General features: G+C 37.3%; 26 protein-coding genes and 1 tRNA gene. 24 read left to right on the top strand and 3 right to left on the bottom strand.

Features of this window, described 5'->3' with window-relative positions:
- Window positions 1-44 precede the first annotated feature (44 nt).
- The 16 genes from dnaG (at window position 45) to ACLN19_RS04465 (ending at window position 18926) form a co-directional block, all read left to right on the top strand.
- Entirely contained in the window at window positions 45-1808 is a 1764-nt protein-coding gene (gene dnaG, locus ACLN19_RS04540; RefSeq protein WP_413383786.1) for a DNA primase, read from the top strand.
- Between the two features lie 7 nt (window positions 1809-1815).
- Entirely contained in the window at window positions 1816-2925 is a 1110-nt protein-coding gene (rpoD, locus tag ACLN19_RS04535; protein WP_413383751.1) for an RNA polymerase sigma factor RpoD, read from the top strand.
- Window positions 2926-2978: 53 nt separating this feature from the next.
- Window positions 2979-3308 (top strand): metal-sulfur cluster assembly factor, encoded by a 330-nt coding sequence (locus ACLN19_RS04530; RefSeq protein ID WP_413383748.1) that lies wholly within the window; start codon window positions 2979-2981, stop codon window positions 3306-3308.
- Between the two features lie 75 nt (window positions 3309-3383).
- The gene (gene rfbD / locus ACLN19_RS04525; protein WP_413383746.1) at window positions 3384-4235 is read left to right on the top strand and encodes a dTDP-4-dehydrorhamnose reductase; all 852 of its coding nucleotides are present in this window, start codon (window positions 3384-3386) and stop codon (window positions 4233-4235) included.
- 115 nt (window positions 4236-4350) lie between these two features.
- Window positions 4351-5502, top strand: coding sequence for a beta 1-4 rhamnosyltransferase Cps2T (gene cps2T, locus ACLN19_RS04520; RefSeq protein WP_413383743.1), 1152 nt, complete (start codon window positions 4351-4353; stop codon window positions 5500-5502).
- A complete protein-coding gene (locus ACLN19_RS04515) occupies window positions 5499-6434 on the top strand; it encodes a glycosyltransferase family 2 protein (RefSeq protein WP_413383740.1) in 936 nt (311 codons plus the stop codon). The genes cps2T and ACLN19_RS04515 overlap by 4 nt, the downstream gene beginning before the upstream one ends.
- Window positions 6431-7237 (top strand): ABC transporter permease, encoded by an 807-nt coding sequence (locus ACLN19_RS04510; protein ID WP_413383737.1) that lies wholly within the window; start codon window positions 6431-6433, stop codon window positions 7235-7237. Before ACLN19_RS04515 ends, ACLN19_RS04510 begins: the two co-directional genes overlap by 4 nt.
- Window positions 7237-8442, top strand: coding sequence for an ABC transporter ATP-binding protein (locus ACLN19_RS04505; RefSeq protein WP_413383734.1), 1206 nt, complete (start codon window positions 7237-7239; stop codon window positions 8440-8442). Before ACLN19_RS04510 ends, ACLN19_RS04505 begins: the two co-directional genes overlap by 1 nt.
- Window positions 8429-9778, top strand: a complete 1350-nt coding sequence (locus tag ACLN19_RS04500; protein ID WP_413383731.1) for a glycosyltransferase family 2 protein — start codon at window positions 8429-8431, stop codon at window positions 9776-9778. The genes ACLN19_RS04505 and ACLN19_RS04500 overlap by 14 nt, the downstream gene beginning before the upstream one ends.
- Complete coding sequence (locus ACLN19_RS04495) at window positions 9775-11535, top strand: rhamnan synthesis F family protein (protein ID WP_413383728.1); 1761 nt, start codon at window positions 9775-9777, stop codon at window positions 11533-11535. The genes ACLN19_RS04500 and ACLN19_RS04495 overlap by 4 nt, the downstream gene beginning before the upstream one ends.
- An 11-nt stretch (window positions 11536-11546) precedes the next feature.
- On the top strand, window positions 11547-13259 hold the full coding sequence (locus ACLN19_RS04490) for an LTA synthase family protein (RefSeq protein WP_413383726.1): 1713 nt from the start codon (window positions 11547-11549) through the stop codon (window positions 13257-13259).
- 43 nt (window positions 13260-13302) lie between these two features.
- Window positions 13303-14844, top strand: coding sequence for a glycosyltransferase family protein (locus ACLN19_RS04485; RefSeq protein WP_413383724.1), 1542 nt, complete (start codon window positions 13303-13305; stop codon window positions 14842-14844).
- Window positions 14837-15799: a glycosyltransferase family 2 protein gene (locus tag ACLN19_RS04480; protein ID WP_413383722.1), complete on the top strand. Its 963-nt coding sequence runs from the start codon at window positions 14837-14839 to the stop codon at window positions 15797-15799. Before ACLN19_RS04485 ends, ACLN19_RS04480 begins: the two co-directional genes overlap by 8 nt.
- Before the next feature lie 92 nt (window positions 15800-15891).
- Window positions 15892-16908: an SH3 domain-containing protein gene (locus tag ACLN19_RS04475; RefSeq protein WP_413383720.1), complete on the top strand. Its 1017-nt coding sequence runs from the start codon at window positions 15892-15894 to the stop codon at window positions 16906-16908.
- 137 nt (window positions 16909-17045) lie between these two features.
- Entirely contained in the window at window positions 17046-18557 is a 1512-nt protein-coding gene (locus ACLN19_RS04470) for a metal ABC transporter solute-binding protein, Zn/Mn family (RefSeq protein ID WP_413383718.1), read from the top strand.
- Window positions 18558-18662: 105 nt separating this feature from the next.
- Window positions 18663-18926 (top strand): SemiSWEET family transporter, encoded by a 264-nt coding sequence (locus tag ACLN19_RS04465; protein ID WP_413383716.1) that lies wholly within the window; start codon window positions 18663-18665, stop codon window positions 18924-18926.
- A gap of 55 nt (window positions 18927-18981) precedes the next feature.
- Here the strand turns inward: ACLN19_RS04465 and ACLN19_RS04460 are convergent, their stop codons facing one another.
- The 3 genes from ACLN19_RS04460 to yghU form a co-directional block, all read right to left on the bottom strand.
- Window positions 18982-19224, bottom strand: coding sequence for a type B 50S ribosomal protein L31 (locus tag ACLN19_RS04460; RefSeq protein ID WP_413383714.1), 243 nt, complete (start codon window positions 19222-19224; stop codon window positions 18982-18984).
- Between the two features lie 114 nt (window positions 19225-19338).
- On the bottom strand, window positions 19339-20265 hold the full coding sequence (locus tag ACLN19_RS04455) for a DHH family phosphoesterase (RefSeq protein ID WP_413383712.1): 927 nt from the start codon (window positions 20263-20265) through the stop codon (window positions 19339-19341).
- 3 nt (window positions 20266-20268) lie between these two features.
- The gene (yghU, locus tag ACLN19_RS04450) at window positions 20269-21069 is read right to left on the bottom strand and encodes a glutathione-dependent disulfide-bond oxidoreductase (protein ID WP_413383710.1); all 801 of its coding nucleotides are present in this window, start codon (window positions 21067-21069) and stop codon (window positions 20269-20271) included.
- A 100-nt stretch (window positions 21070-21169) separates the two neighbouring features.
- Here yghU and add point away from each other — a divergent pair, with 100 nt between their 5' ends.
- The 8 genes from add to ACLN19_RS04410 all read left to right on the top strand — a co-directional run bounded on the left by add (window position 21170) and on the right by ACLN19_RS04410 (window position 25021).
- Window positions 21170-22228, top strand: coding sequence for an adenosine deaminase (add, locus tag ACLN19_RS04445; protein WP_413383708.1), 1059 nt, complete (start codon window positions 21170-21172; stop codon window positions 22226-22228).
- A 59-nt stretch (window positions 22229-22287) separates the two neighbouring features.
- Complete coding sequence (locus ACLN19_RS04440; protein ID WP_413383706.1) at window positions 22288-22731, top strand: flavodoxin; 444 nt, start codon at window positions 22288-22290, stop codon at window positions 22729-22731.
- Window positions 22732-22780: 49 nt separating this feature from the next.
- The gene (locus tag ACLN19_RS04435) at window positions 22781-23488 is read left to right on the top strand and encodes a VTT domain-containing protein (RefSeq protein WP_413383704.1); all 708 of its coding nucleotides are present in this window, start codon (window positions 22781-22783) and stop codon (window positions 23486-23488) included.
- Window positions 23466-23735, top strand: a complete 270-nt coding sequence (locus tag ACLN19_RS04430) for a chorismate mutase (RefSeq protein WP_413383702.1) — start codon at window positions 23466-23468, stop codon at window positions 23733-23735. The genes ACLN19_RS04435 and ACLN19_RS04430 overlap by 23 nt, the downstream gene beginning before the upstream one ends.
- On the top strand, window positions 23732-24115 hold the full coding sequence (locus ACLN19_RS04425) for a fluoride efflux transporter FluC (protein WP_413383700.1): 384 nt from the start codon (window positions 23732-23734) through the stop codon (window positions 24113-24115). Before ACLN19_RS04430 ends, ACLN19_RS04425 begins: the two co-directional genes overlap by 4 nt.
- Entirely contained in the window at window positions 24105-24434 is a 330-nt protein-coding gene (locus ACLN19_RS04420; protein WP_413383698.1) for a fluoride efflux transporter FluC, read from the top strand. Before ACLN19_RS04425 ends, ACLN19_RS04420 begins: the two co-directional genes overlap by 11 nt.
- Before the next feature lie 121 nt (window positions 24435-24555).
- The gene (gene rplS / locus ACLN19_RS04415) at window positions 24556-24903 is read left to right on the top strand and encodes a 50S ribosomal protein L19 (RefSeq protein WP_413383696.1); all 348 of its coding nucleotides are present in this window, start codon (window positions 24556-24558) and stop codon (window positions 24901-24903) included.
- 46 nt (window positions 24904-24949) lie between these two features.
- Window positions 24950-25021: transfer RNA gene (locus ACLN19_RS04410), tRNA-Arg, on the top strand.

The following is a 25021-nucleotide window of genomic DNA, read 5'->3' as shown; positions in this document are numbered from 1 at the left end:
AAATAAGGATGTGGAGGTGATGCTCCTTGGCCATTAGCCGCGAAATGATAGCTGATTTAAAAAATAGTGTCAATATCGTGGATGTCATTGGAGAAGTTGTTAAGCTGACTCATACTGGGCGCAGTTATTTGGGTCTATGTCCTTTTCATAAGGAAAAAACACCATCCTTTAACGTTGTGGAGGACAAACAGTTTTTCCATTGTTTTGGTTGTGGTAAATCTGGCGATGTCTTTAAGTTTTTAGAAGAATACCGCCAGATTAGCTTTATGGAGAGTTTGGCAGTGATTGCTGAGCGTGCTGGGATTCGTCTTGATATTGGTGAGCCTACGCAATCTCAAAAAGAAGATCCCAATCAGATACTTTATGACATGCATGAGGAAGCTGCTAAGTTTTATCATGCTATCTTAATGACTACCAAAGAAGGTCAACAAGCCAAAGAGTATCTCTATGCGCGTGGTATTTCAGAAGATGTGCTGACTTATTTTAATATTGGTCTATCTCCCAATCAGCCAGACTTACTCTACCAGCAGCTGAGTCGTAAGTATAAGGATCAAGAAAGTGCTCTGAGTCATTCTGGGCTCTTTAATGTTGATGACAACCAGAATCGTTTTTATGATGCCTTTAAAAATCGGATTATGTTTCCGTTGACAGATGACAAAGGGCGAGTGATTGCGTTTTCTGGGCGGATCTGGACGAGTGAGGATATTGACAATAAAGTAGCTAAGTATAAAAATACACGTTCAACCGTCATTTTCAATAAATCTTACGAATTATATCATATGGATAGAGCAAAATTGCTAGCGCCTAAAAAGCAAGAGCTCTATCTCATGGAAGGTTTTATGGATGTTATTGCAGCTTATCAAGCGGGTATTGAGAACGCCGTAGCATCTATGGGGACAGCTTTGACGAGAGAGCATCTAGCTCATCTCAAGCGCTTTACTAAAAAACTTGTCTTGACTTATGATGGGGACAATGCAGGGCAAGCAGCTATCTCAAAAACACTTGATATTGTAGATGATATGCAGGTGGATATCGTTAAGATTCCTGGGCAGATGGATCCAGATGAATTTTTAAGGCATCACTCTAAAGAAGCACTTAAAAAGTTGTTGGAACAAGGGCGTATCAGTGCCGTAGAGTTTTATATAGATTATCTAAAGCCAGATAATTTAGATAATCTGCAAGCGCAGATTGCTTATGTAGAGCAGATGGCTAAGCTTATCGCTAAAGAACGCTCCCTAACAGCACAGGACAGCTATATCCGAAAATTAGCGGATTTACTACCTGATTTTAACTATGACCAGCTGGAGCAAGCGGTCAATAATGAGCGTCTCCTCTTACGGCAAAGTCGATCTCAAGTACAGGCAAAGGTAGAAGCGTTTATTCCAAGTCCCATCTCACCTCGCACCAGTGCTTTGGAGCGTTCAGAGATACATCTTTTTCATCGTTTGTTGCATCATGATTATCTCTTACAATCTTACCGTAACCGTTTGGATTTTTTCTTTCATACCAAAGAGTTAGATGTCTTGTATCGACTTTTGTGTGAAGAGGGGGATATTTTGCCGTCAGATTTGGCAGAGGTTGACGAAAAAACAGCTGATATTTACTATCGTGTGTTAGCAGAGCAGTTGCCCAAAGAGGTGACAGAAGGTGAGTTAGAGGAACTTGAAAAGCGGCGTGAGATAATTTTAAGGCAGGCAGACCTTCAAAAACAAAGTAAACAAATTCGTGAATCAAGTAGTCAAGGTGATGTTGATGGCGCAACACTTGCTTTAGACGAATTGATTGCCCAAAAAAGAAGTATGGAATGAGGAAACTATGGCACAAAAGAAAGAAATGACGACCTTTAATGCACAAGTTGCAGATTTTATTCGTAACCATAAAAAAGCAGGGACAGCAATTGATGATGAGGTTACTGAAAAACTGGTCATTCCCTTTACTTTAGATGCTGATCAGATTGATGACTTGTTGGAGCGTCTGACAGATGGCGGCATTGCTATTACAGATAAGGATGGCAACCCTTCTAGCAAATATGTCGTTGAAGGACCAAAGCCAGAAGAGTTGACCGATGAGGAGCTGCTTGGTAATAACTCTGCTAAAGTCAATGATCCAGTAAGGATGTATCTTAAAGAAATCGGTGTTGTTCCCCTTTTGACCAATGAGGAGGAAAAAGAGTTAGCCTTGGCTGTTGCCGCAGGTGATATGCAAGCTAAACAGCGCCTAGCAGAAGCCAATCTTCGTTTGGTAGTCTCTATTGCAAAGCGCTATGTAGGGCGTGGTATGCAATTTCTTGACCTTATCCAAGAAGGTAACATGGGTTTGATGAAAGCGGTGGATAAATTTGATTATTCCAAAGGATTTAAGTTTTCAACTTATGCAACCTGGTGGATTCGTCAAGCGATTACGCGTGCTATTGCCGATCAAGCTAGAACGATTCGTATCCCTGTCCATATGGTAGAGACAATCAATAAATTGGTTCGTGAACAGCGTAACCTCCTTCAAGAGTTGGGTCAAGATCCAACTCCAGAGCAGATTGCAGAACGTATGGATATGACACCAGACAAGGTGCGTGAAATCTTGAAAATCGCTCAAGAGCCTGTATCTCTTGAGACACCAATTGGTGAAGAAGATGATAGTCATCTAGGTGATTTTATCGAAGATGAGGCCATTGAAAATCCAGTTGAGTACACGACTCGAGTGGTATTGCGTGAACAGCTTAATGAAGTGCTAGATACGCTGACAGACAGAGAAGAAAATGTCTTGCGCCTGCGCTTTGGTCTTGATGATGGTAAGATGCGTACGCTAGAAGATGTGGGTAAAGTCTTTAATGTGACACGTGAGCGTATTCGTCAGATTGAAGCTAAAGCGCTTCGTAAATTACGCCATCCAAGTCGTAGCAAACAACTAAAAGACTTTATGGAAGATTAGGACTTGTTTTTAGCTCACTGGATAGGCAAGTTCTAAGATGAGGAGGTTGAGACATGTCAAAGCACTATAGTGACCAAGAAGTCGCTAAGATTAAAGATCGTATTTTAGAAGCTTTGGAAATGGTGATAGACCCTGAGCTTGGTATTGATATTGTCAATCTAGGCTTGATATATGAGATTCGATTTGAAGATGGGAATACTGAGATTGATATGACACTGACAACCATGGGCTGTCCTTTGGCGGATTTATTGACTGATCAAATCCACGATGCGATGAGGGATGTTCCAGAGGCTACACATGTCGAAGTTAAATTAGTCTGGACACCAGCCTGGTCTGTCGAAAAGATGAGTCGCTATGCACGCATTGCCTTAGGTATTCGCTAAACGCATAAAAAGATGAAAAAAATGTCATTTTAAGGTATAATGAATCATAGCTTAGAGAACAAAAAGGAGCATGATATGATTTTAATTACAGGTGCAAATGGTCAACTTGGAACAGAATTGCGTCATCTGCTAGATGAGCGCCATGAAGAGTATGTGGCTGTTGATGTCGCTGAGATGGATATCACTAACAGAGAGATGGTTGACAAGGTTTTTGCAGAAGTTAAGCCGACTCTAGTTTATCACTGTGCAGCATACACCGCAGTGGATATGGCAGAGGATGAAGGAAAAGAGCTTGATTATGCGATCAATGTTACTGGTACAGAAAATGTCGCACAAGCAGCAGCTAAATGGGATGCTACTTTTGTTTATATTTCAACAGACTATGTCTTTGATGGTGAAAAGCCAGTTGGTCAAGAATGGGAAGTTGATGATCCTGCTGACCCCCAAACAGAGTATGGTCGTACGAAACGTTTGGGTGAGGAGGCTGTTGAAAAATACCTTGAAAAATTCTACATTATTCGTACAGCTTGGGTCTTTGGTAACTATGGTAAAAACTTCGTCTTTACCATGCAAAATCTAGCTAAATCACATGACACTTTGACCGTTGTTAACGATCAATATGGTCGTCCAACTTGGACACGTACTTTGGCAGAGTTCATGACCTATGTCGCTGAAAATCAAAAAGCATTTGGTTATTATCATTTGTCAAATGATGCTGATGAAGATACGACATGGTATGATTTTGCTCGTGAAATTTTAAAAGACACAGATGTTGAGGTTAAACCTGTGGATTCTAGTCAATTTCCAGCCAAAGCTAAACGTCCTAAAAACTCAACGCTCAGCTTGACTAAAGCTAAAGAGACAGGATTTGTGATTCCAAGTTGGAAGGATGCCTTAAAAGAACTTTACAAGCAAGACGTTAAATAAAAAGAGATAGCTTTGCTATCTCTTTTTTTAGGGCTTTATCAATAGGTTTTAGGTCGCTATGTCTTCTTTTTTATGGTATAATAGGTTGATTATTATAACTGATGGGGGTAGTGTCTTGCAGCACGTTTTCATTATTGGTAGTCGTGGTTTGCCAGCGACTTATGGTGGCTTTGAGACCTTTGTTGAGGAGTTAGTCAAGAACCAAAAAAGTGATGAGATAAGATACCACGTTGCCTGTCTGAGTGATAAAGAGCATGGCAAACATTATGAGTATGAGGGTGCAGACTGTTTTCAGATTAAGGTTTCCCCCAAATTAGGACCATCACGTGTGATTTTTTATGATATGATGGCTATTAACTATGCTTTGAAGCTCTGTCGCAAGGAAAAGATAGAAGCGCCGATTTTTTATATTTTAGGGAATACCATTGGGGCTTTTATCAGCCATTTTGTCCGTAAAGTTCATGCTTATGGAGGTAAGGTTTTTGTTAATCCTGATGGTTTGGAGTGGAAACGCTCCAAATGGGCTAAACCAGTGCAAGCTTATTTGAAGTACGCTGAGAAGAAAATGGCTGAAAAGGCTGATTTAATTATTGCTGATAATGTAGGGATTAAAGAGTATATCAAAGCATCTTATCCGAGAGCTAAAATACATTTTATTGCTTACGGAACACAAACGACTCCTTCTAGCTTGATATCTAGTTCAGAGAAAGTCCGTCAAGTCTTTACTAAATGGGGTATCTCGGAGCATCAGTATTATCTTATTGTAGGACGTTTTGTCCCTGAAAATAATTATAAGTTAGCCATTCGTGAGTTTATGGCATCTCAAACAACCAAAGATTTAGTGATTATTTGTAATCATCAAGGCAGCGCTTATTTTGAACAGTTGCAGCAAGAAACTGGCTTTGACAAGGATAAGCGTATCAAGTTTGTTGGGACAGTTTATGATAGAGATTTCTTGACTTATATCCGTCAAAATGCCTTTGCCTATATTCATGGGCACGAAGTCGGAGGTACCAATCCAGGACTCTTAGAAGCCCTTAGTCATACTAAGCTTAATCTAGTCTTAGATGTCTCCTTTAATCGCTCGGTTGCGCGTGATAGTAGTCTGTATTGGCAAAAGGAGAGGGGAGTTTTGTCTCGTCTTATTGATAATTCTGATCATATGGTAGATGTTGATGAGTATGCTAAAAAAGCGCAGGACATTATTAGCAAAGATTATACTTGGGATAAGATTGTAGGAGAGTACGAGGAATTATTATTATCATGAAAGTTAATATCTTGATGTCAACCTACAATGGACAAGCCTTTTTAGCAGAGCAGATTGAAAGTATAAGATCTCAGACTTTTAAAGATTGGCAACTTTTGATTCGTGATGATGGATCAAGTGATAAGACCAGAGAGATTATCGAGAGCTATGTTCAAAAAGATGAACGGATTTCGTTTATCAATGCTAATGATTGTCGCAATATAGGTGTTATCAACTCTTTTTATCAGTTATTAAAGTATGAAGAAGCTGATTATTATTTCTTTAGTGATCAGGATGATGTTTGGCTTGAGGATAAGGTGGCTAGGCAACTGCAAGTGCTAACAAATGAGCGAACAGATATTCCTATTATGGTTTATATGGACTTAAAAGTCGTTGATAGCCAGCTGAGAGTGACCCATGAGAGTATGATTGCGACGCAATCTCACCATGCTAATACACTCTTACGTCAAGAATTGACGGAAAATACAGTGACAGGTGGTGTGTCTGCTCTTAATCACTGTTTGGCAGAGTTATGGACAGATACTCAGGAGCTTTTGATGCATGATTGGTATTTGGCCTTGATAGCCTCAGCTCTTGGAAAACTGATTTATATTGATAGGCCAGGCGAGTTGTATCGTCAGCATGATAACAATGTGCTTGGTGCTAGGACTTTGCAAAAGCGTTTGAAAAATTGGCTCAATCCGCAAGCTTTGGTATCTAAATACTGGTATTTGATTAGATCAAGTCAAAAGCAGGCAAAGCATTTGCTAAAATTGGATTTAGCAGAAGATAATAGAGCGTTAGTGGAAGCGTATGTTGGTATTTTACAGCAGCCTATGTGGAGACGAGTGATGACTCTAAAGCGCTATGGTTTTGCTAAAAACCGCTGGTTTCACACCCTTGTCTTTAGGACATTGATTATTACAAAATTTGGTTATAGGAGAAACTCATGAACGTCTTTAGTAAAGAAAACCGTATTCTCTTACGAGAGATGGTTAAAACTGATTTCAAGCTACGCTATCAAGGTAGTTTGGTAGGGCATCTATGGTCTATTTTAAAACCATTATTGATGTTTACGATTATGTATTTAGTTTTTGTCCGTTTTTTAAAATTTGATGACGGAACACCACATTATGCTATTGGGTTATTGTTAGGGATGGTTACTTGGACATTTTTCTCTGAGGCAACTAACATGGGGATGATGTCTATTGTATCACGTGGTGATTTATTACGAAAACTTAACTTTTCAAAAGAAATTATAGTTATTTCCTCTGTAGTTGGGGCTTCTATCAACTATGCTATTAATTTAGCAGTAGTTTTTGTCTTCGCCATTGTTAATGGTGTTGATATTACAAGTGGTTGGTTAGTAACGATTCCTTTATTTATAGAGCTGTTTATCTTTGCAACTGGTATTGCATTTATATTAGCAACATTATTTGTTAAATATAGGGATATTGGTCCTATTTGGGAAGTAGTTATGCAAGCAGGAATGTATGCTACACCGATTATTTATTCATTGACATTTATTTTGCAAAGAGGACAAGTTACGGTTGCTAAAATAATGATGTTGAATCCACTTGCACAAGTTATTCAAGATTTCAGACACTACTTAGTTTATTCTGGAAGTCTAAGGGGATGGCAGTTAATCAATAACCATTCTATTGCGCTTATTCCTTATATCCTGCCGTTCATTATTTTTATAATTGGATATATCATTTTTAATAAAAATGCGAAGAAATTTGCGGAGATTCTATAATGACAGATAAAAAAATTGCTGTAAAAGTTGAACATGTAAGTAAATTTTTCAAGTTACCAACTGAGAGTACGCAAAGTTTACGGACAGCTTTAGTAAATCGTTTTAAAGGAATTAAAGGTTACAAAGAGCAACATGTTTTAAAAGATATTTCGTTTGATGTCGAAGAAGGAGATTTTTTTGGAATTGTTGGCAAAAATGGTTCTGGAAAATCTACGCTCCTTAAAATCATTTCACAAATTTATGTCCCAGAAAAGGGAAAAGTTACTGTTAATGGGAAAATGGTTTCTTTTATTGAATTAGGTGTTGGTTTTAACCCAGAGCTCACTGGTCGTGAAAATGTCTATATGAATGGTGCTATGCTTGGATTTACGACAGAAGAAGTTGACGCCATGTATGACGATATTGTTAATTTTGCAGAGTTGTCTGAGTTTATGAATCAAAAGCTAAAAAATTACTCAAGCGGAATGCAAGTTCGTCTAGCTTTTTCTGTTGCGATCAAGGCACAAGGCGATGTCCTTATCTTAGATGAGGTGTTGGCTGTTGGTGATGAAGCTTTCCAACGCAAGTGTAATGACTATTTTTTGGAGCGTAAGACTACAGGAAAGACAACAATTTTAGTTACGCACGACATGGGGGCTGTTAAAAAATATTGTAATAAAGCTATTTTAATTGAGGATGGATTGATTAAAGCTGTGGGAGAACCTGATGAAGTTGCTAATCAATACAGCTTTGATAATGCAAATACTGAAAAAAATACGGCTGGTAAATCAGTTGAAAAAAAAGTTGTGGATGATTTGAGAGTTGAACTACTGACAGATGGTCAGACGCAACCTGCAGAAGAGATTGCTTTTAAAATATCGTACAAGGTGCTCGAAGATATGGAAACTTATATAGCTTTTTCTTTAACTGACATTGATCGTAATATATGGATTTATAATGATAATTCTATGGATTATATGACACAAGGTAAAGGAATTAAGACTTGTATTTACCGTTGTAGTTTGTCAAATGTCAATAATTTAAAAATGAAATTACAAGTGTCTGTCAGAGATAATAAAGATAAGATGATAGCTTTTGCTGATGCAAAAAATACACCAGTTATTTTGTTATCTCGTAATGATATTGCTAAGGATGATTTGTCAGCCAAAGATTCAGCAACAGGTTTAATCCAGCGTAATGGAGTATGGGAATATGCAAAAGCTTGATTTAGTTTCTGTAGTGGTTACTTGTTATAATCATAAAGATTATATTGAAAAATGTTTAAAAAGCATCTTTAATCAAAGTTATTCTTCTATTGAGTTATTTGTTTGGAATGATGGTTCAACAGATGGCTCTGGAGAGGTGATTGAAAGAGTATTAGAAGATTCTCCTTTTAAGCGAACAGAGTATTACGTTCATGATAATCAAGGATTGGTCGCTACAAGAAACAAAGCTTTTCAACAAATTTCAGGGAATTTTCTCCTTTTTATGGATAGTGATAATTTTTTAGAAGAGAACTATATAGAGGAACTTGTTAAAAAAGCTCAAGAAACAGAAGCAGATATTGTTTATACTAGTCTTGTTAATCCTGAGACAAAAGATATTGTTTTAGAAGTATCTGAATTTTCACTATCTCGCCTTTATCGTGAAAATTTTATAGATTCGTGTTCTCTGGTGAGAGTTAATAAGATTGCTGATGTGCGCTTTGATCATCAACTTAATTACAAGAAATTAGAAGATTATGACTTCTTCTTTAACCTTATTGTTACTAGAGGAGCTAAAGCCGTACCTTGTTATACTACCCATCTGAACTACAGGGTTTTATCTACTTCTATAAGTAATCGTGAAAATTTTGTTTATTATTATGAAACGTATGCCTATATTTTAGGAAAATATTTAACTTATCATCCAGATCTTGCATCTGATGCTCTTGCCTATCATTTTTCACAAATAAGTCATTTTGATATTGAGCATTCTATCAAGGAAGAAGATCTGAAACTGTATCTATCAGATAATGAAAGTTTTGCTGAAGAACCTGATTTTCAAAAAAAGATTTTCTTTGAAGATATCATTGAAATTCCTATTACAAAGAAAGTTACTCATATTAAAATAAGGCCATCTAATATTCCAAGTTTTTATGAGAAGTTCTCGCTAGTTCATCAACCGTACAATACAGAATTATTACCAGTTCTTTCTAATGGTATTTTGGATGCTAGGTCAGTGATTTTCTCAGATTTTTATCCGTTTTTAGAGTATAGAGTCAATTTATCAGAAGGTGATAGTCTTAAACTCTGTTATAAGCGTTACAATATCAATGATATAGTGGCCGATGATTATATCGCTAAAGTATTGGCAAGGGAAAAAAAACAGTTAAATAGTAATATTAAATCTTTAGAGGATGCTCAGCTAGATAGAGAAAGTGAAGTAGTATTTTATCGTCAAGCTTTGGAAGAAGTAACGCAAAAATACGAAAAATTATTATCAGATTATCAATCGCTAACGGAATCTATTTTACTTCGAAAACCATCAAAATTCACCCATTTTTTAAGGAGAAATAAATGAAACGTTTATTGTTGTATGTTCACTTTAATAAATATGATAAGATTAGCCCTCATGTTTATTATCAGTTAGAGTGCATGCGCCCTCTATTTTCTAAAGTTGTTTTTATCTCAAATAGTCAGCTTAATAGTGATAATGTAACTTCCTTATATGAACAGGGTTTAATTGATGAGTTTATTCAGAGAGAAAACATCGGTTATGATTTTGCGGCATGGCATGATGGGATGGCAGATATTGGATTTAATACTATTAAAGATTATGATTCTGTTACCTGTATGAATGATACCTGTTTTGGGCCTCTTTGGGATATGCAGCTGCTCTATGATAAATATGAATCGGATGATACAATTGATTTTTGGGGTATGACAAATCATAGAGCTATAGATGCAGGACATATCTATATTGATGAACACCTTCAATCTTATTTTATGGTGTTTAAAAAATCTCTTGTGATATCTGATGTTTTCCAAACTTTTTGGAAATCAGTAGAAGCTTATAGCGATGTTCAACAAGTAATTGATAACTATGAAACGAAATACACTAAACGTTTTGTAGAAGCAGGTTTTTCTTATCGGGCGGTTTTAGATACTCCTTCTATTGCAGATCAATATTTTCATTCTAATTTCACTATTCATTATCCCCATGTTTTACTGGATAACGGTGTCCCATTCATTAAGATTAAAACATTTGATTTAGTACAGCATTTGTCACCCTATCTTTTGAAAGCTATTGAGGCAAGAAGTAACTATCCTATTCAGTTAATTCTGGACCATATGTCTGATGTGAGTCTTCCTACTCCTCCTTACTTACTAGATCGAAAAGTGTTAGAGTCAAGTCTAAAGCCATACTCGAATACTAAGAAAGTAGCAGTGCATCTTCATACTTATTATGTGGATCTATTGGAGTACTTTTTAAATCAATTTGAAGCCTTTCATTTTGATTATGACCTTTTTTTAACGACAGATACGGAAGTTAAAAAAGCTGAGATTGAAGAAATTCTGGAGCGAATGGGTAAATCTGCTAAAATTTTTCTGACGGGAAATAGAGGGCGTGATATTATTCCCATGCTTAAATTAAGAGATGAACTAACAACTTATGATTACATCGGACATTTTCATACTAAAAAATCTCCGGAGTATCCGTATTGGGTAGGGGATTCTTGGCGTGATGAGTTGTTTCAGATGTTGATTCAGCCAGCAAATAACATTTTGGCAAATTTGGAAAATAGAGAGAATCTTGGTTTAGTAATTGCTGATATTCCAAGTTTTTTCCGATACACTAAGATAGTTGATCCTTGGAACGAAAATCGTTTTGCAGATGATATGAATTTGCTATGGGAACGGATGGACATGGAGAGACCTCTGGATTTTAATCAGTTTAGTACATTTATCATGAGTTATGGAACCTTTATTTGGTTTAAGCGTGAAGCGTTACAACCTCTTTTTGATTTGAATTTAACAGATGAGGATATTCCAGCAGAGCCGCTCCCTCAGCACACTATTCTTCATTCTATTGAACGTATATTAGTTTATTTGGCTTGGGCAAATAACTATGATTATGCAATTTCAAAAAATGAGCTGTATATAACACCATTTGTTGATAATGAAGTCCTGAATTTACGTCCTGATACTATGCCAAATACTTATGTTGATTTTGATCATATTGGAGGTATCAAAGGAGCGCTTAAATATATTTATCGTGGACCAGGGAGTGCTATCAAATATATTATTAGACGCTTAAGAGGGAAACTTAAAAAGTAGGATATAGAGTTATGTTGTTTAGAAATAATAACTTCAAGCATAAGAGGAAGTCTTATAGACAAGAATATAGTTATATTTTAAAAACATTTAAGCATCAATTGAGATTTAAAAATGATTTTATGGGAGAAAAAAAGTATGGCTATATTCTTACACTAGTAAAATATAGCTTTGCTCTTTTCATAACTTTGTTGGCTTGTACGGTAAACAATAGTTATATTTTTATTAGTATTATTGAGCTCTTGATAGTTGCTTTAGTCTCTAATTACGCTTTTAGAATAAGTTTTTTATTTGCTAATATCCTAAATAGTATCTTATTTTTTCTCTATATTGTTGAACAATTATTAATGTTTTTTGGTGGAACGTATCTGACATTAGTTATGCTGTCTAATGTAGAATCTATAGGGGCATTGTCTGGAAAGATACCTTTTTACTTACTTTTTATTATTCCTACTATATTGGTGTTATTTATTCCTATTACGGAGATTCGTGTTTCTAGTAGGAGCTATCATTTTATTTTATTAGCACTAGCTTTTTTTGAAATATCTAGTCTCTCCTTAAGATTAGTAGATAGTTCACCATTTTATAATTATTTTAAAATCACAAATGATAAAATAACTCAACTGAGTATTCATAATCGAATTAAGCGTAGCCCAAATGTAACTGCTAATTTCTATCACTCTGAAATCAAAGGGGCTATAGATAAACCAGATAATCTTATTGAGAAACCTAATATTATTTTAATTCTGACAGAGGGATTATCCCAGGAAGTTATTGATGATAGTCGTTCTATTATGCCCAATATTAGTAATCTCCAGAAAGAATCTTTACAGTTTACTAATTATTACAATCATACATTTGCCACTTATCGGGGAATTATTGGTCAACTTTACTCAGGATATCAATTTGAAAATTATGAGTCTAATTCTTTGATTTCTATTCAAGACATTTTGAAAAATGAAGGCTACCATACAGAGTATATCAATACAGAGCCTGCCAATTTGACTTTTTCAGATTATGTTAAAAGGCTCAATTTTGATGAAGTAACCTATAAAAAAGGTAAGAGAAATGGTGCAGCAGATACTTTATCTGATAAAGAAGCATATGAGTTTTTATATGATGAAGCTAAATACTATGAGTCTCTAGGTGAACCATTTTTTATTACAATGTACACTTTTGGAACACATGCAACATTAGATTCACCTGATAAAAAATTCCAAGACGGAAAAGATGCCGTATTAAATAAATTTTATAATTTAGATTTTCAATTCAATAAGTTTATTGAAAAATTTAATAATAGCTCTTTATCATCAAATACAATTATTATTTTTTCATCTGATCATGCAACTTATGTAGAAAGCGGTTATCAATCAGCATTTTCATCTAGCCCACCAAGGCAAAATAATTCATTTGGAAAAGTTCCTTTTTTCATTTATCATAAGGGTGTATTTCCTCTTGTAGTAGATGCCAATGGTAGAAATTCGTTAGACTTAGTCCCTACTGTGCTAGATTATTTAGATATATCAGTACCAAATTATTTTTTAGGAACTTCTTTATTTACTCAAGAAATAAATACTGAGTTTAGTACAATATATAATTCAGAGTTAAATGTCATTCAATCGGAAGATAATAGTATAAGATGGATAGATGGAAATGATAAAAAAGAGATTATGAAGCAAATAGAAGAATATTTTATGGCCCAATTACAAGAGCCACGTATTCCTTAATTGTTTATATCTAGTGTAGTAATTTTGTTTAGAAAGACTTTAAATGACTTTATTATTAAAAATAGGCAATGCCATATTTAACATGCTGATGGTATTTTGGCTGTATTTTGCTGTATATTTTATGTTTCAGTATCTTACTTTTAATTATAATGATTTGAAAAGTATTGATGCTAAATTGTTGATTCTAACGAGCTTATTGCTGGTGTTAATCTTTTATTTCAGAGAAAAAACAAAGCAGATAATAGCTTTTATCTATAAGAACATCATCAACCACAAAGCTATCGTCTTTTTGGTGCTTGTGATATTTCAGTTAGTGATAACAGTTACCAGTCTTGGTTTAGCTGCAGCAGATACGACAGTTGTCTATAATATTGCAACGAATCCTCAATTTGCGCTAGAAACGGACTATATTTCGATTTATCCCAATAATTTTTTACTGGTGATTTGGATGAAACTCAATCATACTATTTTTGGAGCCAATGATTTAGTAGCATTAGCCTTGTGGAATATCGCCTTTATCGATGTGGCTATTGTCATCATGTATCAGATTATTAAGCAAACGATGGGGATTTTTATAGCTAATATCAATTTTGTATTGTCAGCGTTTTTATTGGGATTATCACCGCAGTATATTTATACTTATTCAGATCCGATTACGATTGTTTTATTGACCAGCTTAATTTGGGCTATTGTGCAAGTGGTTTACCAACCTAATAAACCTGTTTATGCCATCTCAGCAGGTGTTCTATTGGCTATTACTTATGGTTTTAGACCAACTGTTATGATCTTTATGATTGCTGGTGTTATTGTCCTTCTCACACGAACAACAATAGCCAAACAGTATTTTAAAAAAATAGGGATATTGCTAGCCCTAGCTTTATGTTCGTTTATGCTTGTCAATCGAGCAATTGCCTTTGCCCTAAATCATCAAGAATTTGTCAAATATGAACCAGGTGTTTCAAGGACATTAGCCTATTATGTGAACTTAGGGCTCACCTATCAAGGTAATATCCACGCCGAGATACCTCAAGAAGTCGCGCAAGCAAGAGGCGCTGAGCGCAATCAAACAGCTCTAGCGGATATCTCAAAAAGGCTAGATAACTATACTTTTGAATCCTTCACGGGGCATCTCTATTATAAATATTATTGGATGATTGGTGAGGGCATGTTTGGTTGGCTACAGGAAAGAGTCCTTAGCGAAGAGACAAGACCCAATATAGCTTGGTTAAAGAAAATTCAAGACAGCTCTTTTGCCACATGGGTACGTAGTTATGTCTATGTGGGAGGTGACAACTACTATCTATATGGCATGGCTATGCAGGTGGTTTGGATTATAGCTTCTGTTGGCCTGGTCTTCTTTTATCGCTCTTATAGCGTTCATAATTGGTATCAACTGTGGATGCAGATAGCGTTATTTGGTGCTTTAATGTTTCTTCTCATTTTTGAAGCTGGACGTTCAAGATACTTATTGCAGTTTATACCGGCTGTATTGAGTGTATCATCTATTGGACTATATAGCTTAGCTTCTAGTCGTAAAAAGGATGAGAGTATATCTGTAACAGGAAAGGAAAACAGTGATGAGTAGAGAATTACCAAAACTTTGTGTGGTTGTTCCTTGTTATAATGAAGAAAAGGTGTTGCCAGTTACGGTTCCAATGTTTTTAAAAAAATTAGAAGAATTGATAACTACACAGCTAATATCACCCTCAAGCCGAATTTTATTTGTCAATGATGGTAGTAAAGATAAGACTTGGACGTTGATTCAAGACTATGCTAGAGAATATGAGGCTATTATTGGCATCTCCCAAAGTCGCAATAGAGGGCATCAAAATGCTGTTTATGCAGGCCTGATGGAGGCACGAAAGACTTTTGATATTACGATTTCAATCGATTGTGACGGTCAAGATGACATGAATGCTATGAATGAGATGATAAAAGAATATCAAAACGGTGCTGAAATTGTCTATGGTGTTCGTGATAATCGAGATACGGATACATTATTTAAGCGAAGTACAGCTCAAAGTTTTTACAAGTTATTAAACATGATGGGCGTTGAAGCGATTTATAATCATGCTGATTATCGCTTAGTATCTAGTAAAGTCTTGAATGAATTTGCTAATTTTAAAGAAGTAAATTTATTTTTACGAGGTATGTTTCCTTTAGTTGGCTTTAAAAGTACTAGTGTTTATTATAAGCGTCATGAACGTTTGGCTGGAGAATCAAAGTACCCACTTAGCAAAATGTTAAACTTAGCTATTGACGGTATTACCAGCTTAAGTGTAAAACCCATTAGAATGATTGCTTCTCTTGGTTTTATAGTTGCTGGACTAAGCTTTTTAGCGATTATTTGGATTGTGTTTCAATATTTCTTTGGTATAACAGTATCTGGCTGGGCTAGCAATCTAGCTTTAGTGATGTTTGTTGCAGGCATTCAGTTGATTAGCCTTGGTGTTATTGGAGAGTATATCGGTAAGATATACCTCGAAGTTAAAGAAAGACCAAGATATATTATCTCAGATAGAACTGACGACCATCAATAAAATGAAAAGGCTAATTCTACAATGAATTAGTTTTTTTCACCTCTTATCGTCATTTTTATATTCTTCTACGTATAAATAGGTGAGGAGGATTTATGAAAAAGACTTATAAAAAGAAGTTAACATCGTTGATTGCTTTATCTTTAATGGGAATCAGTAGTTTAGGGAGTATTGCTCCAGCCCAAGCTGCTGTTTTAGGAGATAACTATCCAGCACATTGGAAGTCAGGATATGGTGCTGATTCTTGGGGGATGTATCTGCGCCAATGCACCTCTTTTGTCGCTTTTCGTCTTAGCTCTGCCAATGGTTTTACGCTACCACGTGGTTATGGCAATGCAATCACTTGGGGGAGTGTGGCAAGGGCTAACGGCTATCGTGTTGATATGAATCCAGCCGTTGGGTCAGTAGCTTGGTTTTCATCAGGGGTCAATGGAGCAGGTGGTTATGGTCATGTTGGATGGGTTGCCGAAGTAAATGGAGACACCGTCACCATCGAAGAGTACAATTTCAATGCTGGTCAAGGTCCTGAGAAGTATTGGCGCCGTAGTTTTCATAAGAGTCAGGTATCAGGTTATATTCATTTTAAAGACCTCTCACAGAGTGCTGTCCAGACTACTCAGCCAAGTACACCAGCCCCTCACCAGTCAAGCTCACAGCAAACAAGTAGTCTAGCGTCCAGTGGCACTTATCGCTTTACCGGTCGTATGGGAATCAAGAGTGAAGCGAGGTATGCTAGTGGTGATTTAGCTTATTATGATGCGGGTATGAGTGTTAACTATGATAAAACCTTGGTAGCAGATGGTTATGAGTGGATTTCCTATATTTCTTATGGTGGGTCACGTCGCTATATTGCCATCAAAGCTGTGACAAATCCTAGTCCAACACCAGTAGCAACACCAGCTCCTAAACCAACTAGCATACCATCAAGTGGTCGCTATACCTTCCAAAAACGCTCAGACATCAAAGGATCTCCTAGCATGAATGCAGCAGCAATTGCTTACTATGATGCAGGAAATAGTGTCAATTATGATAGTGTCATCACCAGTGAAGGGCATCAATGGATTTCTTATATTAGTTATTCAGGGGCGCGTCGTTATATAGCTATTGATTAGTCACATTCTTAAAAAATCGCTGTTAAGCGATTTTTTTGTATGATTTGGTATTTTTTACAATTTATGGTTGCATAATGGCTAAAATATGATATACTTAACCAGTAAACTATTAACTGGTTAAACATAAGGAGAAATAGATGAAAACGAAGTTAATTTATCTGTTGACTGTGCTACTAAGTCTGATAAGCTTGGCATTCGGTAGCACAGTAATAGCTAAGGCTGATGATAAGATTGAGGTTGTGACGACTTTTTACCCTGTCTATGCGTTTACCAAGACAGTTGTGGGTGATGAAGCTAATGTGAGCCTTCTCATCAAGTCAGGGACAGAGCCACACGACTTTGAGCCTTCTACAAAGGATATTACGACTATCCAAAAGGCAGATGTCTTTGTCTATATGGATGACAATATGGAGACATGGGTATCCAATGTCAAAAAAAGTATCGGTAAGGATGGCCCTACCTTTGTGAAAGCAACTGAGGGCATGCTTTTACTGGCTGGAGGAGAAGAAGATCATGACCACGACTCCTCAGAAGCAGACCATAATCACGCTTATGATCCGCATGTTTGGTTGTCTCCAAAACGCGCGATCACTTTAGTAGAGACGATTCGTGATAGCTTTGCGGCCAAGTATCCTGATAAGACTGAGATTTTCACTAAGAATGCTAAAGCTTATATTGAAAAACTAGAAAACCTTGATAAATCATATGAAGAGACCTTATCTAAAGCCAAGCAGAAAAGTTTTGTCACACAGCATACAGCCTTTTCTTATCTAGCACTAGATTATGGCCTTAACCAAGTAGCTATTACAGGAATTAGTGCCGAGAGTGAGCCTACGGCTAAGCGTTTGTCAGAGTTGGTGAGCTTTGTCAAGAAGTATGGTATTCGCTATATTTACTTTGAGGAGACTGCTTCTAGTAAAGTAGCTAAAACCTTGGCGACAGAAGCAGATGTTAAGACTGCGGTCTTAAATCCAATTGAAAGCTTAACAACTAAGCAGGAAAAAGCAGGCGATGATTATATATCGCTGATGACAGCTAACCTAAAAGCTCTGGAAAAGACAACTTCTGTGGCAGGAAAAGCGGTCGAAGAAGATAAAATCTCCAAAACAGTCGCTAATGGCTACTTTAAAACAAAAGATGTCAAGGACCGCACATTATCAGACTGGTCAGGAAATTGGCAGTCTGTCTATCCTTACCTTGAAGATGGTACTCTAGATCAAGTGTGGGATTATAAAGCCAAACTGAAACAAGATAAAACAGCCAAAGAATATAAAGATTATTATGACACAGGCTACAAGACAGATGTGTCACATATCCAGATTGACGGTAAGAAAAATACGATAACCTTTACGCAAAATGGTGACTCTAAGACCTTCACTTATCATTATGTTGGCTATGAGATTTTAACTTACCAAAAAGGAAATCGAGGTGTACGTTATTTATTTGAGACAAATGATGCAGATGCTGGCCAATTTAAGTACGTACAGTTTAGCGATCATATCATCAAGCCTACAAAATCCAGTCATTTCCATATCTTTTGGGGTGATAGCAGTCAAGAAGAATTGCTCTCTGAGATGTCTAACTGGCCAACCTATTACCCAGCTTCGCTAACAGGACATGAAGTGGCACAAGAGATGGTAGCGCACTGAAAAATGTAGATTCTTGCAGAATATTCTTTAAATTGTTATAATAGTCATTATAGAGCTTACGGATATGATTGGTAAGCTCTATTTTGTTAGAAAGAGGTTATTGAAATGACAAAAGAAAAATTTAATACTGTCATTGGGTCTATCGGTGCTGCCTTGGGTATCTTTGTTTTCATCGCTTATATTCCTCAGATTGTTGCCAACTTAGACGGCAGACAAGGGGAGCCTTACCAGCCTTTATTTGCGGCTATTTCGTGTTTGATTTGGGTGCTTTATGGCTGGACTAAGGAGCCTAAAAAAGATTATGTCTTAATTTTACCTAATGCAGCAGGTGTTGTACTAGGATTTATAACCTTTATCACGTCACTTTGATTGCTAAAAAAACCCTTGTTGTTTAACAAGGGGTTTAGTCGTATGATACGATATCTTATTTGAGACCGTATTTTTTGTTGAAGCGGTCCACACGTCCGTCTGCTTGTGTGAATTTTTGACGACCTGTGTAGAATGGGTGTGAATCTGATGAGATTTCCACACGGATAAGTGGGTATTCAGCACCTTCAAATTCAACAGTTTCTTTAGAAGATTTTGTTGAACCGCTAAGGAATTTGTAACCAGTTGTTGTGTCCATGAAGACTACTGGACGGTATTCTGGATGGATGTCTTTTTTCATGTTAATGATTTCCTTTCTGCCATAGCTCTTGTGAGCCATAGTTAATTAACTATTTTATTTTATCAAAACTTACAAGGCTTGACAAGCTTTTTCTTTGAAAAACATTCGTTATCATTATTGAAAGAGATCTTTAAGGGCTTGATAGATTTGGTCGTTTTCAGCTTGGCTATAAGAGTTGGCACCACTGGCTAGAGGGTGTCCACCACCATCATGAGCTTTAGCGATCTGGTTGATGACTTTTGATTTGCTTCTTAGGCGAACTCTGAAATGACCGTCAGCTTGTTGGACAAAAATCGCCCAAGCTTCTACGCTGTCGATTTTTCCTGGTAAGCCAACAATAGCAGCTGTCTCGGCATCGGTAAGTTGGAAAGCCTTTAGTGTTTCTTGTGTTAGTAACAAGCGTGCCGCTCCGCTAGGGTCGATTTCGAGATGGTCAAAGAGGTATCCTTGTAGTTTAGCAATTTTAAGCGGGAAGGAGTCCATTTGTCGAGATAGTGCTGCAAAATCAAAGGGATATTGGCGAAGCATGCTAGCTATTGAGAGTGTCTTGCTAGTAGTAGCTGGGTAGAGAAAGCGTCCTGTATCACCGACGATGCCTGCATAAAGTAGTCTAGCAGCTTGTTCGGAGAAATTGAGTTTAGTTACTAGGGCGAAGTCACAGATGATTTCACTGGCACTTGAGGCATTCGTGTCAACATAGCAGATATCTCCGTAAGGATCGTCATTTGGATGATGGTCTATTTTGATAAGAAAATCGCCTAATGTATAACGCTTGTCGTCAATACGAGGTGTGTTGGCTGTATCAGTGACAATCACTAAGGCATTGTTATAATCACTATCAAGTACGGTATCCATTGTCGCCATCCAAGACAGCGTAGGCTCATCATAGCCTGTGACTAGGACACGCTTCTCTGGGAAATTATGGCAGATAAGCTCTTTGAGACCGACTTGACTACCTAGAGCATCTGGATCTGGTTTCATATGACGGTGGATGATGATTGTGTCATGGGCTATGATGTTGTCTAAAATATGATCAAACATAAGTTACTCCTTAATCGTGATAGGCTGGTAATCAACACTTAAAGCACGTTTGACAGCAGGTCTTTCTGCAATTTTTTCTGTCCAAGCTTGTATATGCCTATAGCTTTTGACATCTAAAAAGATACCAGCCTTATCCCAAATCTTATCTTGAGCTAGACGTCCATACCATCCCCAGATAGCCATATCAGCAATGGTGTAATCATCGCCTGCGATATAAGCTTTAGTAGCAAGCTCTTTGTCTAGCAAATCTAGCTGGCGTTTGGCTTCCATAGCAAAGCGATCAATGGCATACTCTATAGCCGTAGGTGCGTAGTGGAAAAAGTGACCAAAGCCACCACCAAGTAGAGGCGCAGCTCCAGTTTGCCAGAAAAGCCAGTTGAGTACCTCAGTGCGTTTCTTGTGATTGTCTGGGATAAACTGCTCAAACTTTTCTGCTAAATAAAGTAAGATGTTAGCTGACTCAAAGACACGTACAGGCTCATCAGTGGATTGATCTAGCATAGCTGGAATTTTAGAGTTTGGATTGATAGCAACAAAGTCAGACCCAAATTGGTCACCTTGGCTAATATCAATACGATAGAGGTCATAATCAGCCTCTTTAATACCTAATTGGCGTAATTCTTCTAACATAATAGCGACTTTAATACCGTTTGGTGTCCCTAGAGAATAGACTTGAAACGGTTTGTCACCAACAGGGAGAGTTTGTTCAAAACGACTTCCTGCACTAGCTTGATTGAGCCCTCCCCAAGCTCCTCCCATAGTATCAGGGGCACTCCATTCTTGAGGGATAGAATAATCTGTCATCTGTTCTTCTCCATTTGTGTTATGATTGATTAGTTCATTATAGCATAGTATGGAGGCTTTTTTAGAATTTTGTCTTGAAAAAATAAGGATATTTGTTAGAATGGTAACAATATACTATTTTATGGAGGATATAGAAGTGACATCTATTCAGTTTCATGCTTTAGCCAAGACAGAGTTGCACTGCCATTTGGATGGGTCTTTAGCCATGTCAACCATCAGACAATTAGCCAAAATGGCAGCTATTTCGCTTCCACAAGATGATCAGGAGCTAAAAGCTAAGATTAGCGCAGCGCCAGAGTGTGACGATTTGATGGATTATCTCAAGACTTTTGATTTTGTGCGTCCGCTGTTGCAGACAAAAGAAGCCCTCACACTAGCCGCTTATGATGTCGCTAGACAAGCTGCCAAGGAAAATGTCCTCTATATAGAGATTCGTTTTGCTCCTGAATTATCGATGGATGAGGGGCTGAGTGTCATTGATACGATTGAAGCTGTCCTAAAAGGGCTACAAAAGGCAGAAGCTGAGTTTGGTATTACAGCAAGGGCTATTGCTTGTGGTATGCGTCAATCGCCTATTGAGATTACTAAAGACATCTTTGAGCAGCTCGCTCGCTTAGCTCCAAAAGGATTTGTTGGTTTTGATTTTGCAGGAGATGAGCATGGTTATCCTCCTCAAAAGTTAAGAGAGCTTATAGAGTATCTCAAGACTTTAGGTTATCCTATGACCTTTCATGCTGGGGAATGTGGTTGTCCTCAACATATCGCAGATAGTATAAACTATGGCATTAAGCGTTTAGGTCATGTGACAGCTATCAATGATCAACCTGATTTGATAGATTTATTTGTCAAAGAAGAGGTGACAGCAGAATTATGCTTGACTAGTAATCTACAAACAAAGGCGGCTAAGACACTAGCTGATTTTCCGTATTTGGCACTCGATAAAGCAGGGGCAAGGCTAAGTATCAATACGGGTAATCGTACGGTATCTGATACGACTCTGACGAGAGAGTATCGCTTGTTTCATGAGTATTTTGGTGTAGGAGTAGCGGACTTTTTACGCTATAACCAAATGGCGCTTGATGCTGCCTTTATTGATCAAGAGCTGAGAGAGAAGCTAAAAGCGCAACTTTTAGAAAAATATCAACCTTTTCTGAAATAAACTAGTCAAACAGGCTTACATTATGCTAAAATAAAACTAATAGACAAATGGAGGACCGTATGGCTTTAGCTAAGATTATTTATGCCAGTATGACTGGAAATACTGAAGAAATTGCAGATATTGTCGGGCAGAAGTTAGAAGAACTTGGTCATGACGTTGAAGTAGAAGAATGCACGACAGTTGATGCTAGTGATTTTGAAGACTGTGACATTGCTATTGTGGCTACTTATACTTATGGCGATGGTGATTTACCAGATGAGATTGTTGATTTCTACGAAGATTTAGCCGATCTTGATTTGTCAGACAAGATTTATGGGGTTGTCGGCTCTGGCGATACCTTTTATGACTATTTCTGTAAAGCTGTGGATGATTTTGAAGAGCAGTTTGGCTTAACAGGAGCTAAAAAAGGAGCTGATTCTGTCAAAGTTGATTTAGCGGCAGAAGATGAAGATATTGAAAAATTAGAAGCCTTTGCAGAAAAAATCTCTGCAGGATTAGAATAGGAGATAAAGGGAAGGTGGGCAATGCTCACCTTTACCTAGTTCTAGTGATATGATAAGAAACCAAAAAGCGCTTTCTTACAAGCGATTAGAGATTTATTTGATTGGCTTAGGGCTAGTGTTGCTGCTTTGCTATGTTGGGTTTTATGTGATGCATAATTGGGGTCGTGCGATTAATCTTAGTCAAACCTCAAAAGATGTGACCGATTTTTTGAGACAGTTTCGCTCGCCAACTTTATTTAATTTTCTGGTGCTCTTGCTGTTGACCAGTGTGACCTCAGCGATTCCTTTTATGTCTAATGCCGCTTTTGCTATTTTTAATGGCATTACCTTTGGCCCTTTTATAGGCTTTTTGATGACCTTGTTAGCTAATATTTTGGGAAATTATCTCGTGATAGAGGTGTTGAAAAAATCCCCCTTATCGCGTGAAGAAAAAAAGGTCAATGAGCACTTGAAAACCTTAGATAAATTTCCAAATCCACGCTTGGCTATTATTTTAGGCTATATTTTTCCTATCGTTCCCACGCTTTTAGTGAATTATCGTGTGGTTGAGTTGAAATTACCTTTTAAAACCTGGCTTTTACTAGCTGGGCTAGGCTTGAGTCCGCTTAGTTTATTGTATAGCATGGGAGGTTCAGCGATTTTAAAAGGGAATTTTATGGTATTATTAGTCATCATCATAGTCATAGCTTTAGCTTTTTTAGGCTATAAATATATCGAGAAAGGACGTCAAAAGCATGGCATTAACAGAGATTCGTAGGGAGATAGACCGTATAGATAAGGACTTAGTGGCTTTATTAGAAGAGCGTATGCGTCTTGTTGATAAGGTTGTGACATATAAAAAAGCCCATCAAAAAGCTGTTTTTGATGCTAAACGTGAGTCTTTAGTGCTTGAGAAAGTGTCGGAGTGTGTGATCGACAAACAATTTGAAAAAGCCATAGTAGATACCTTTTCTGATATGATGAAACACTCCAGAGCTTATCAAGATAGTCAATTGACAAAATGAGTCGAAAGGATTTAGTAGCGGTCTTTTTTGGGACTGGTCTTGGTGGTGTGTGTCGCTATTTGATGGGGCAGATAGCTGTGTTACAGCCTTTAGGATTAGCGACTTTGGTGGTTAATTATCTAGGAACGTTCGTGTTGGTATTTGTAGTGCAAGGCTATCTGCCTGCTAAGAAAAGCTCTAAGAGGCTTATCTTAGCGCTGGGCACAGGTTTTTGCGGTGGTTTTACCAGCTTTTCAACAGCTATGCTAGAGCTATTTAGGTATTTGGAGCGTGGTGAGATTCTGTCCTTTATCGCTTACGGCATAGCTTTATTTATTGGTGGCCTTTTAGTCACTTATATAGCTCATACTTTAGCAAGGAGGGTCTATCGTGATTATTAGTGTCATTTTTGCTTTAGCGGGTTTAGGGGGGATATGGCGCTTTTACCTAAGCCGTTTAAATGACAAAAAACGCTACCCTTTAGGGACTTTTGTGGCCAATAGTTTGGGTTGTTTGATGTTAGGGTTTATCTATAAGCATTTTAGCATGAACTCTCTCTACCTTTTTCTCGGTACAGGTTTTTGTGGTGGTTTGACAACATTTTCGACTTTTCAATCAGAAATTTTTCAGTTGCGTCAATCTCCTGCAAGAGCCTTTATATATGTGATGGGGACTTGTAGTGTTGGGCTGTTAGCCATAGGTCTAGGTTATTTACTGTAAAAAGCTTTACAGAAGTTCTTGTTTTTGGTATAATGTAATTCGTGTGTAATGGACGCACAAAAAACGGCTAATCCGCTGGGACAAGAACTTTATGATTAGCAAGAGAAGGAGAAAAATAGACATGAATCCATTAATTCAAAGTTTGACAGAAGGTCAACTTCGCTCAGATATCCCTGCCTTTCGCCCTGGTGACACTGTACGTGTACACGCAAAGGTTGTCGAAGGAACACGTGAACGTATTCAGATTTTTGAAGGTGTTGTTATCTCTCGTAAAGGTCAAGGCATCTCTGAAATGTACACTGTTCGTAAAATCTCAAGTGGTATCGGTGTAGAGCGTACTTTCCCAGTTCACACACCACGTGTTGATAAAATCGAAGTTGTTCGTTATGGTAAAGTACGTCGTGCGAAACTTTACTACCTACGTGCTCTTCAAGGTAAAGCAGCTCGTATCAAAGAAATTCGTAAATAATCTGATACAGAGGTATCAAATCTGCCCCTTGGCAGATTTTTTAATAGGCCCCTTAGTTCAATGGATATAACAACTCCCTCCTAAGGAGTAGTTGCTGGTTCGATTCCAGCAGGGGTCA

The sequence above is a fragment of the Streptococcus lishijunsis genome (assembly GCF_047290665.1).
In the GTDB taxonomy this organism is placed as follows: Bacteria; Bacillota; Bacilli; order Lactobacillales; family Streptococcaceae; genus Streptococcus.
The sequence above is the reverse complement of the archived record's forward strand: the minus strand, read 5'-3'. Positions and strand labels throughout refer to the sequence as shown.

What these genes read in the sequence shown, in the direction of transcription:
- dnaG (WP_413383786.1), top strand. Translation starts at nt 45, where the DNA reads ATGATAGCTGATTTAAAAAATAGTGTCAATATCGTGGATGTCATTGGA.
- rpoD (WP_413383751.1), top strand. Translation starts at nt 1,816, where the DNA reads ATGGCACAAAAGAAAGAAATGACGACCTTTAATGCACAAGTTGCAGAT.
- ACLN19_RS04530 (WP_413383748.1), top strand. Translation starts at nt 2,979, where the DNA reads ATGTCAAAGCACTATAGTGACCAAGAAGTCGCTAAGATTAAAGATCGT.
- rfbD (WP_413383746.1), top strand. Translation starts at nt 3,384, where the DNA reads ATGATTTTAATTACAGGTGCAAATGGTCAACTTGGAACAGAATTGCGT.
- ACLN19_RS04515 (WP_413383740.1), top strand. Translation starts at nt 5,499, where the DNA reads ATGAAAGTTAATATCTTGATGTCAACCTACAATGGACAAGCCTTTTTA.
- ACLN19_RS04510 (WP_413383737.1), top strand. Translation starts at nt 6,431, where the DNA reads ATGAACGTCTTTAGTAAAGAAAACCGTATTCTCTTACGAGAGATGGTT.
- ACLN19_RS04505 (WP_413383734.1), top strand. Translation starts at nt 7,237, where the DNA reads ATGACAGATAAAAAAATTGCTGTAAAAGTTGAACATGTAAGTAAATTT.
- ACLN19_RS04500 (WP_413383731.1), top strand. Translation starts at nt 8,429, where the DNA reads ATGCAAAAGCTTGATTTAGTTTCTGTAGTGGTTACTTGTTATAATCAT.
- ACLN19_RS04495 (WP_413383728.1), top strand. Translation starts at nt 9,775, where the DNA reads ATGAAACGTTTATTGTTGTATGTTCACTTTAATAAATATGATAAGATT.
- ACLN19_RS04490 (WP_413383726.1), top strand. Translation starts at nt 11,547, where the DNA reads ATGTTGTTTAGAAATAATAACTTCAAGCATAAGAGGAAGTCTTATAGA.
- ACLN19_RS04485 (WP_413383724.1), top strand. Translation starts at nt 13,303, where the DNA reads ATGACTTTATTATTAAAAATAGGCAATGCCATATTTAACATGCTGATG.
- ACLN19_RS04480 (WP_413383722.1), top strand. Translation starts at nt 14,837, where the DNA reads ATGAGTAGAGAATTACCAAAACTTTGTGTGGTTGTTCCTTGTTATAAT.
- ACLN19_RS04475 (WP_413383720.1), top strand. Translation starts at nt 15,892, where the DNA reads ATGAAAAAGACTTATAAAAAGAAGTTAACATCGTTGATTGCTTTATCT.
- ACLN19_RS04470 (WP_413383718.1), top strand. Translation starts at nt 17,046, where the DNA reads ATGAAAACGAAGTTAATTTATCTGTTGACTGTGCTACTAAGTCTGATA.
- ACLN19_RS04465 (WP_413383716.1), top strand. Translation starts at nt 18,663, where the DNA reads ATGACAAAAGAAAAATTTAATACTGTCATTGGGTCTATCGGTGCTGCC.
- ACLN19_RS04460 (WP_413383714.1), bottom strand. Translation starts at nt 19,224, where the DNA reads ATGAAAAAAGACATCCATCCAGAATACCGTCCAGTAGTCTTCATGGAC.
- ACLN19_RS04455 (WP_413383712.1), bottom strand. Translation starts at nt 20,265, where the DNA reads ATGTTTGATCATATTTTAGACAACATCATAGCCCATGACACAATCATC.
- yghU (WP_413383710.1), bottom strand. Translation starts at nt 21,069, where the DNA reads ATGACAGATTATTCTATCCCTCAAGAATGGAGTGCCCCTGATACTATG.
- add (WP_413383708.1), top strand. Translation starts at nt 21,170, where the DNA reads ATGGTAACAATATACTATTTTATGGAGGATATAGAAGTGACATCTATT.
- ACLN19_RS04440 (WP_413383706.1), top strand. Translation starts at nt 22,288, where the DNA reads ATGGCTTTAGCTAAGATTATTTATGCCAGTATGACTGGAAATACTGAA.
- ACLN19_RS04435 (WP_413383704.1), top strand. Translation starts at nt 22,781, where the DNA reads ATGATAAGAAACCAAAAAGCGCTTTCTTACAAGCGATTAGAGATTTAT.
- ACLN19_RS04430 (WP_413383702.1), top strand. Translation starts at nt 23,466, where the DNA reads ATGGCATTAACAGAGATTCGTAGGGAGATAGACCGTATAGATAAGGAC.
- ACLN19_RS04425 (WP_413383700.1), top strand. Translation starts at nt 23,732, where the DNA reads ATGAGTCGAAAGGATTTAGTAGCGGTCTTTTTTGGGACTGGTCTTGGT.
- rplS (WP_413383696.1), top strand. Translation starts at nt 24,556, where the DNA reads ATGAATCCATTAATTCAAAGTTTGACAGAAGGTCAACTTCGCTCAGAT.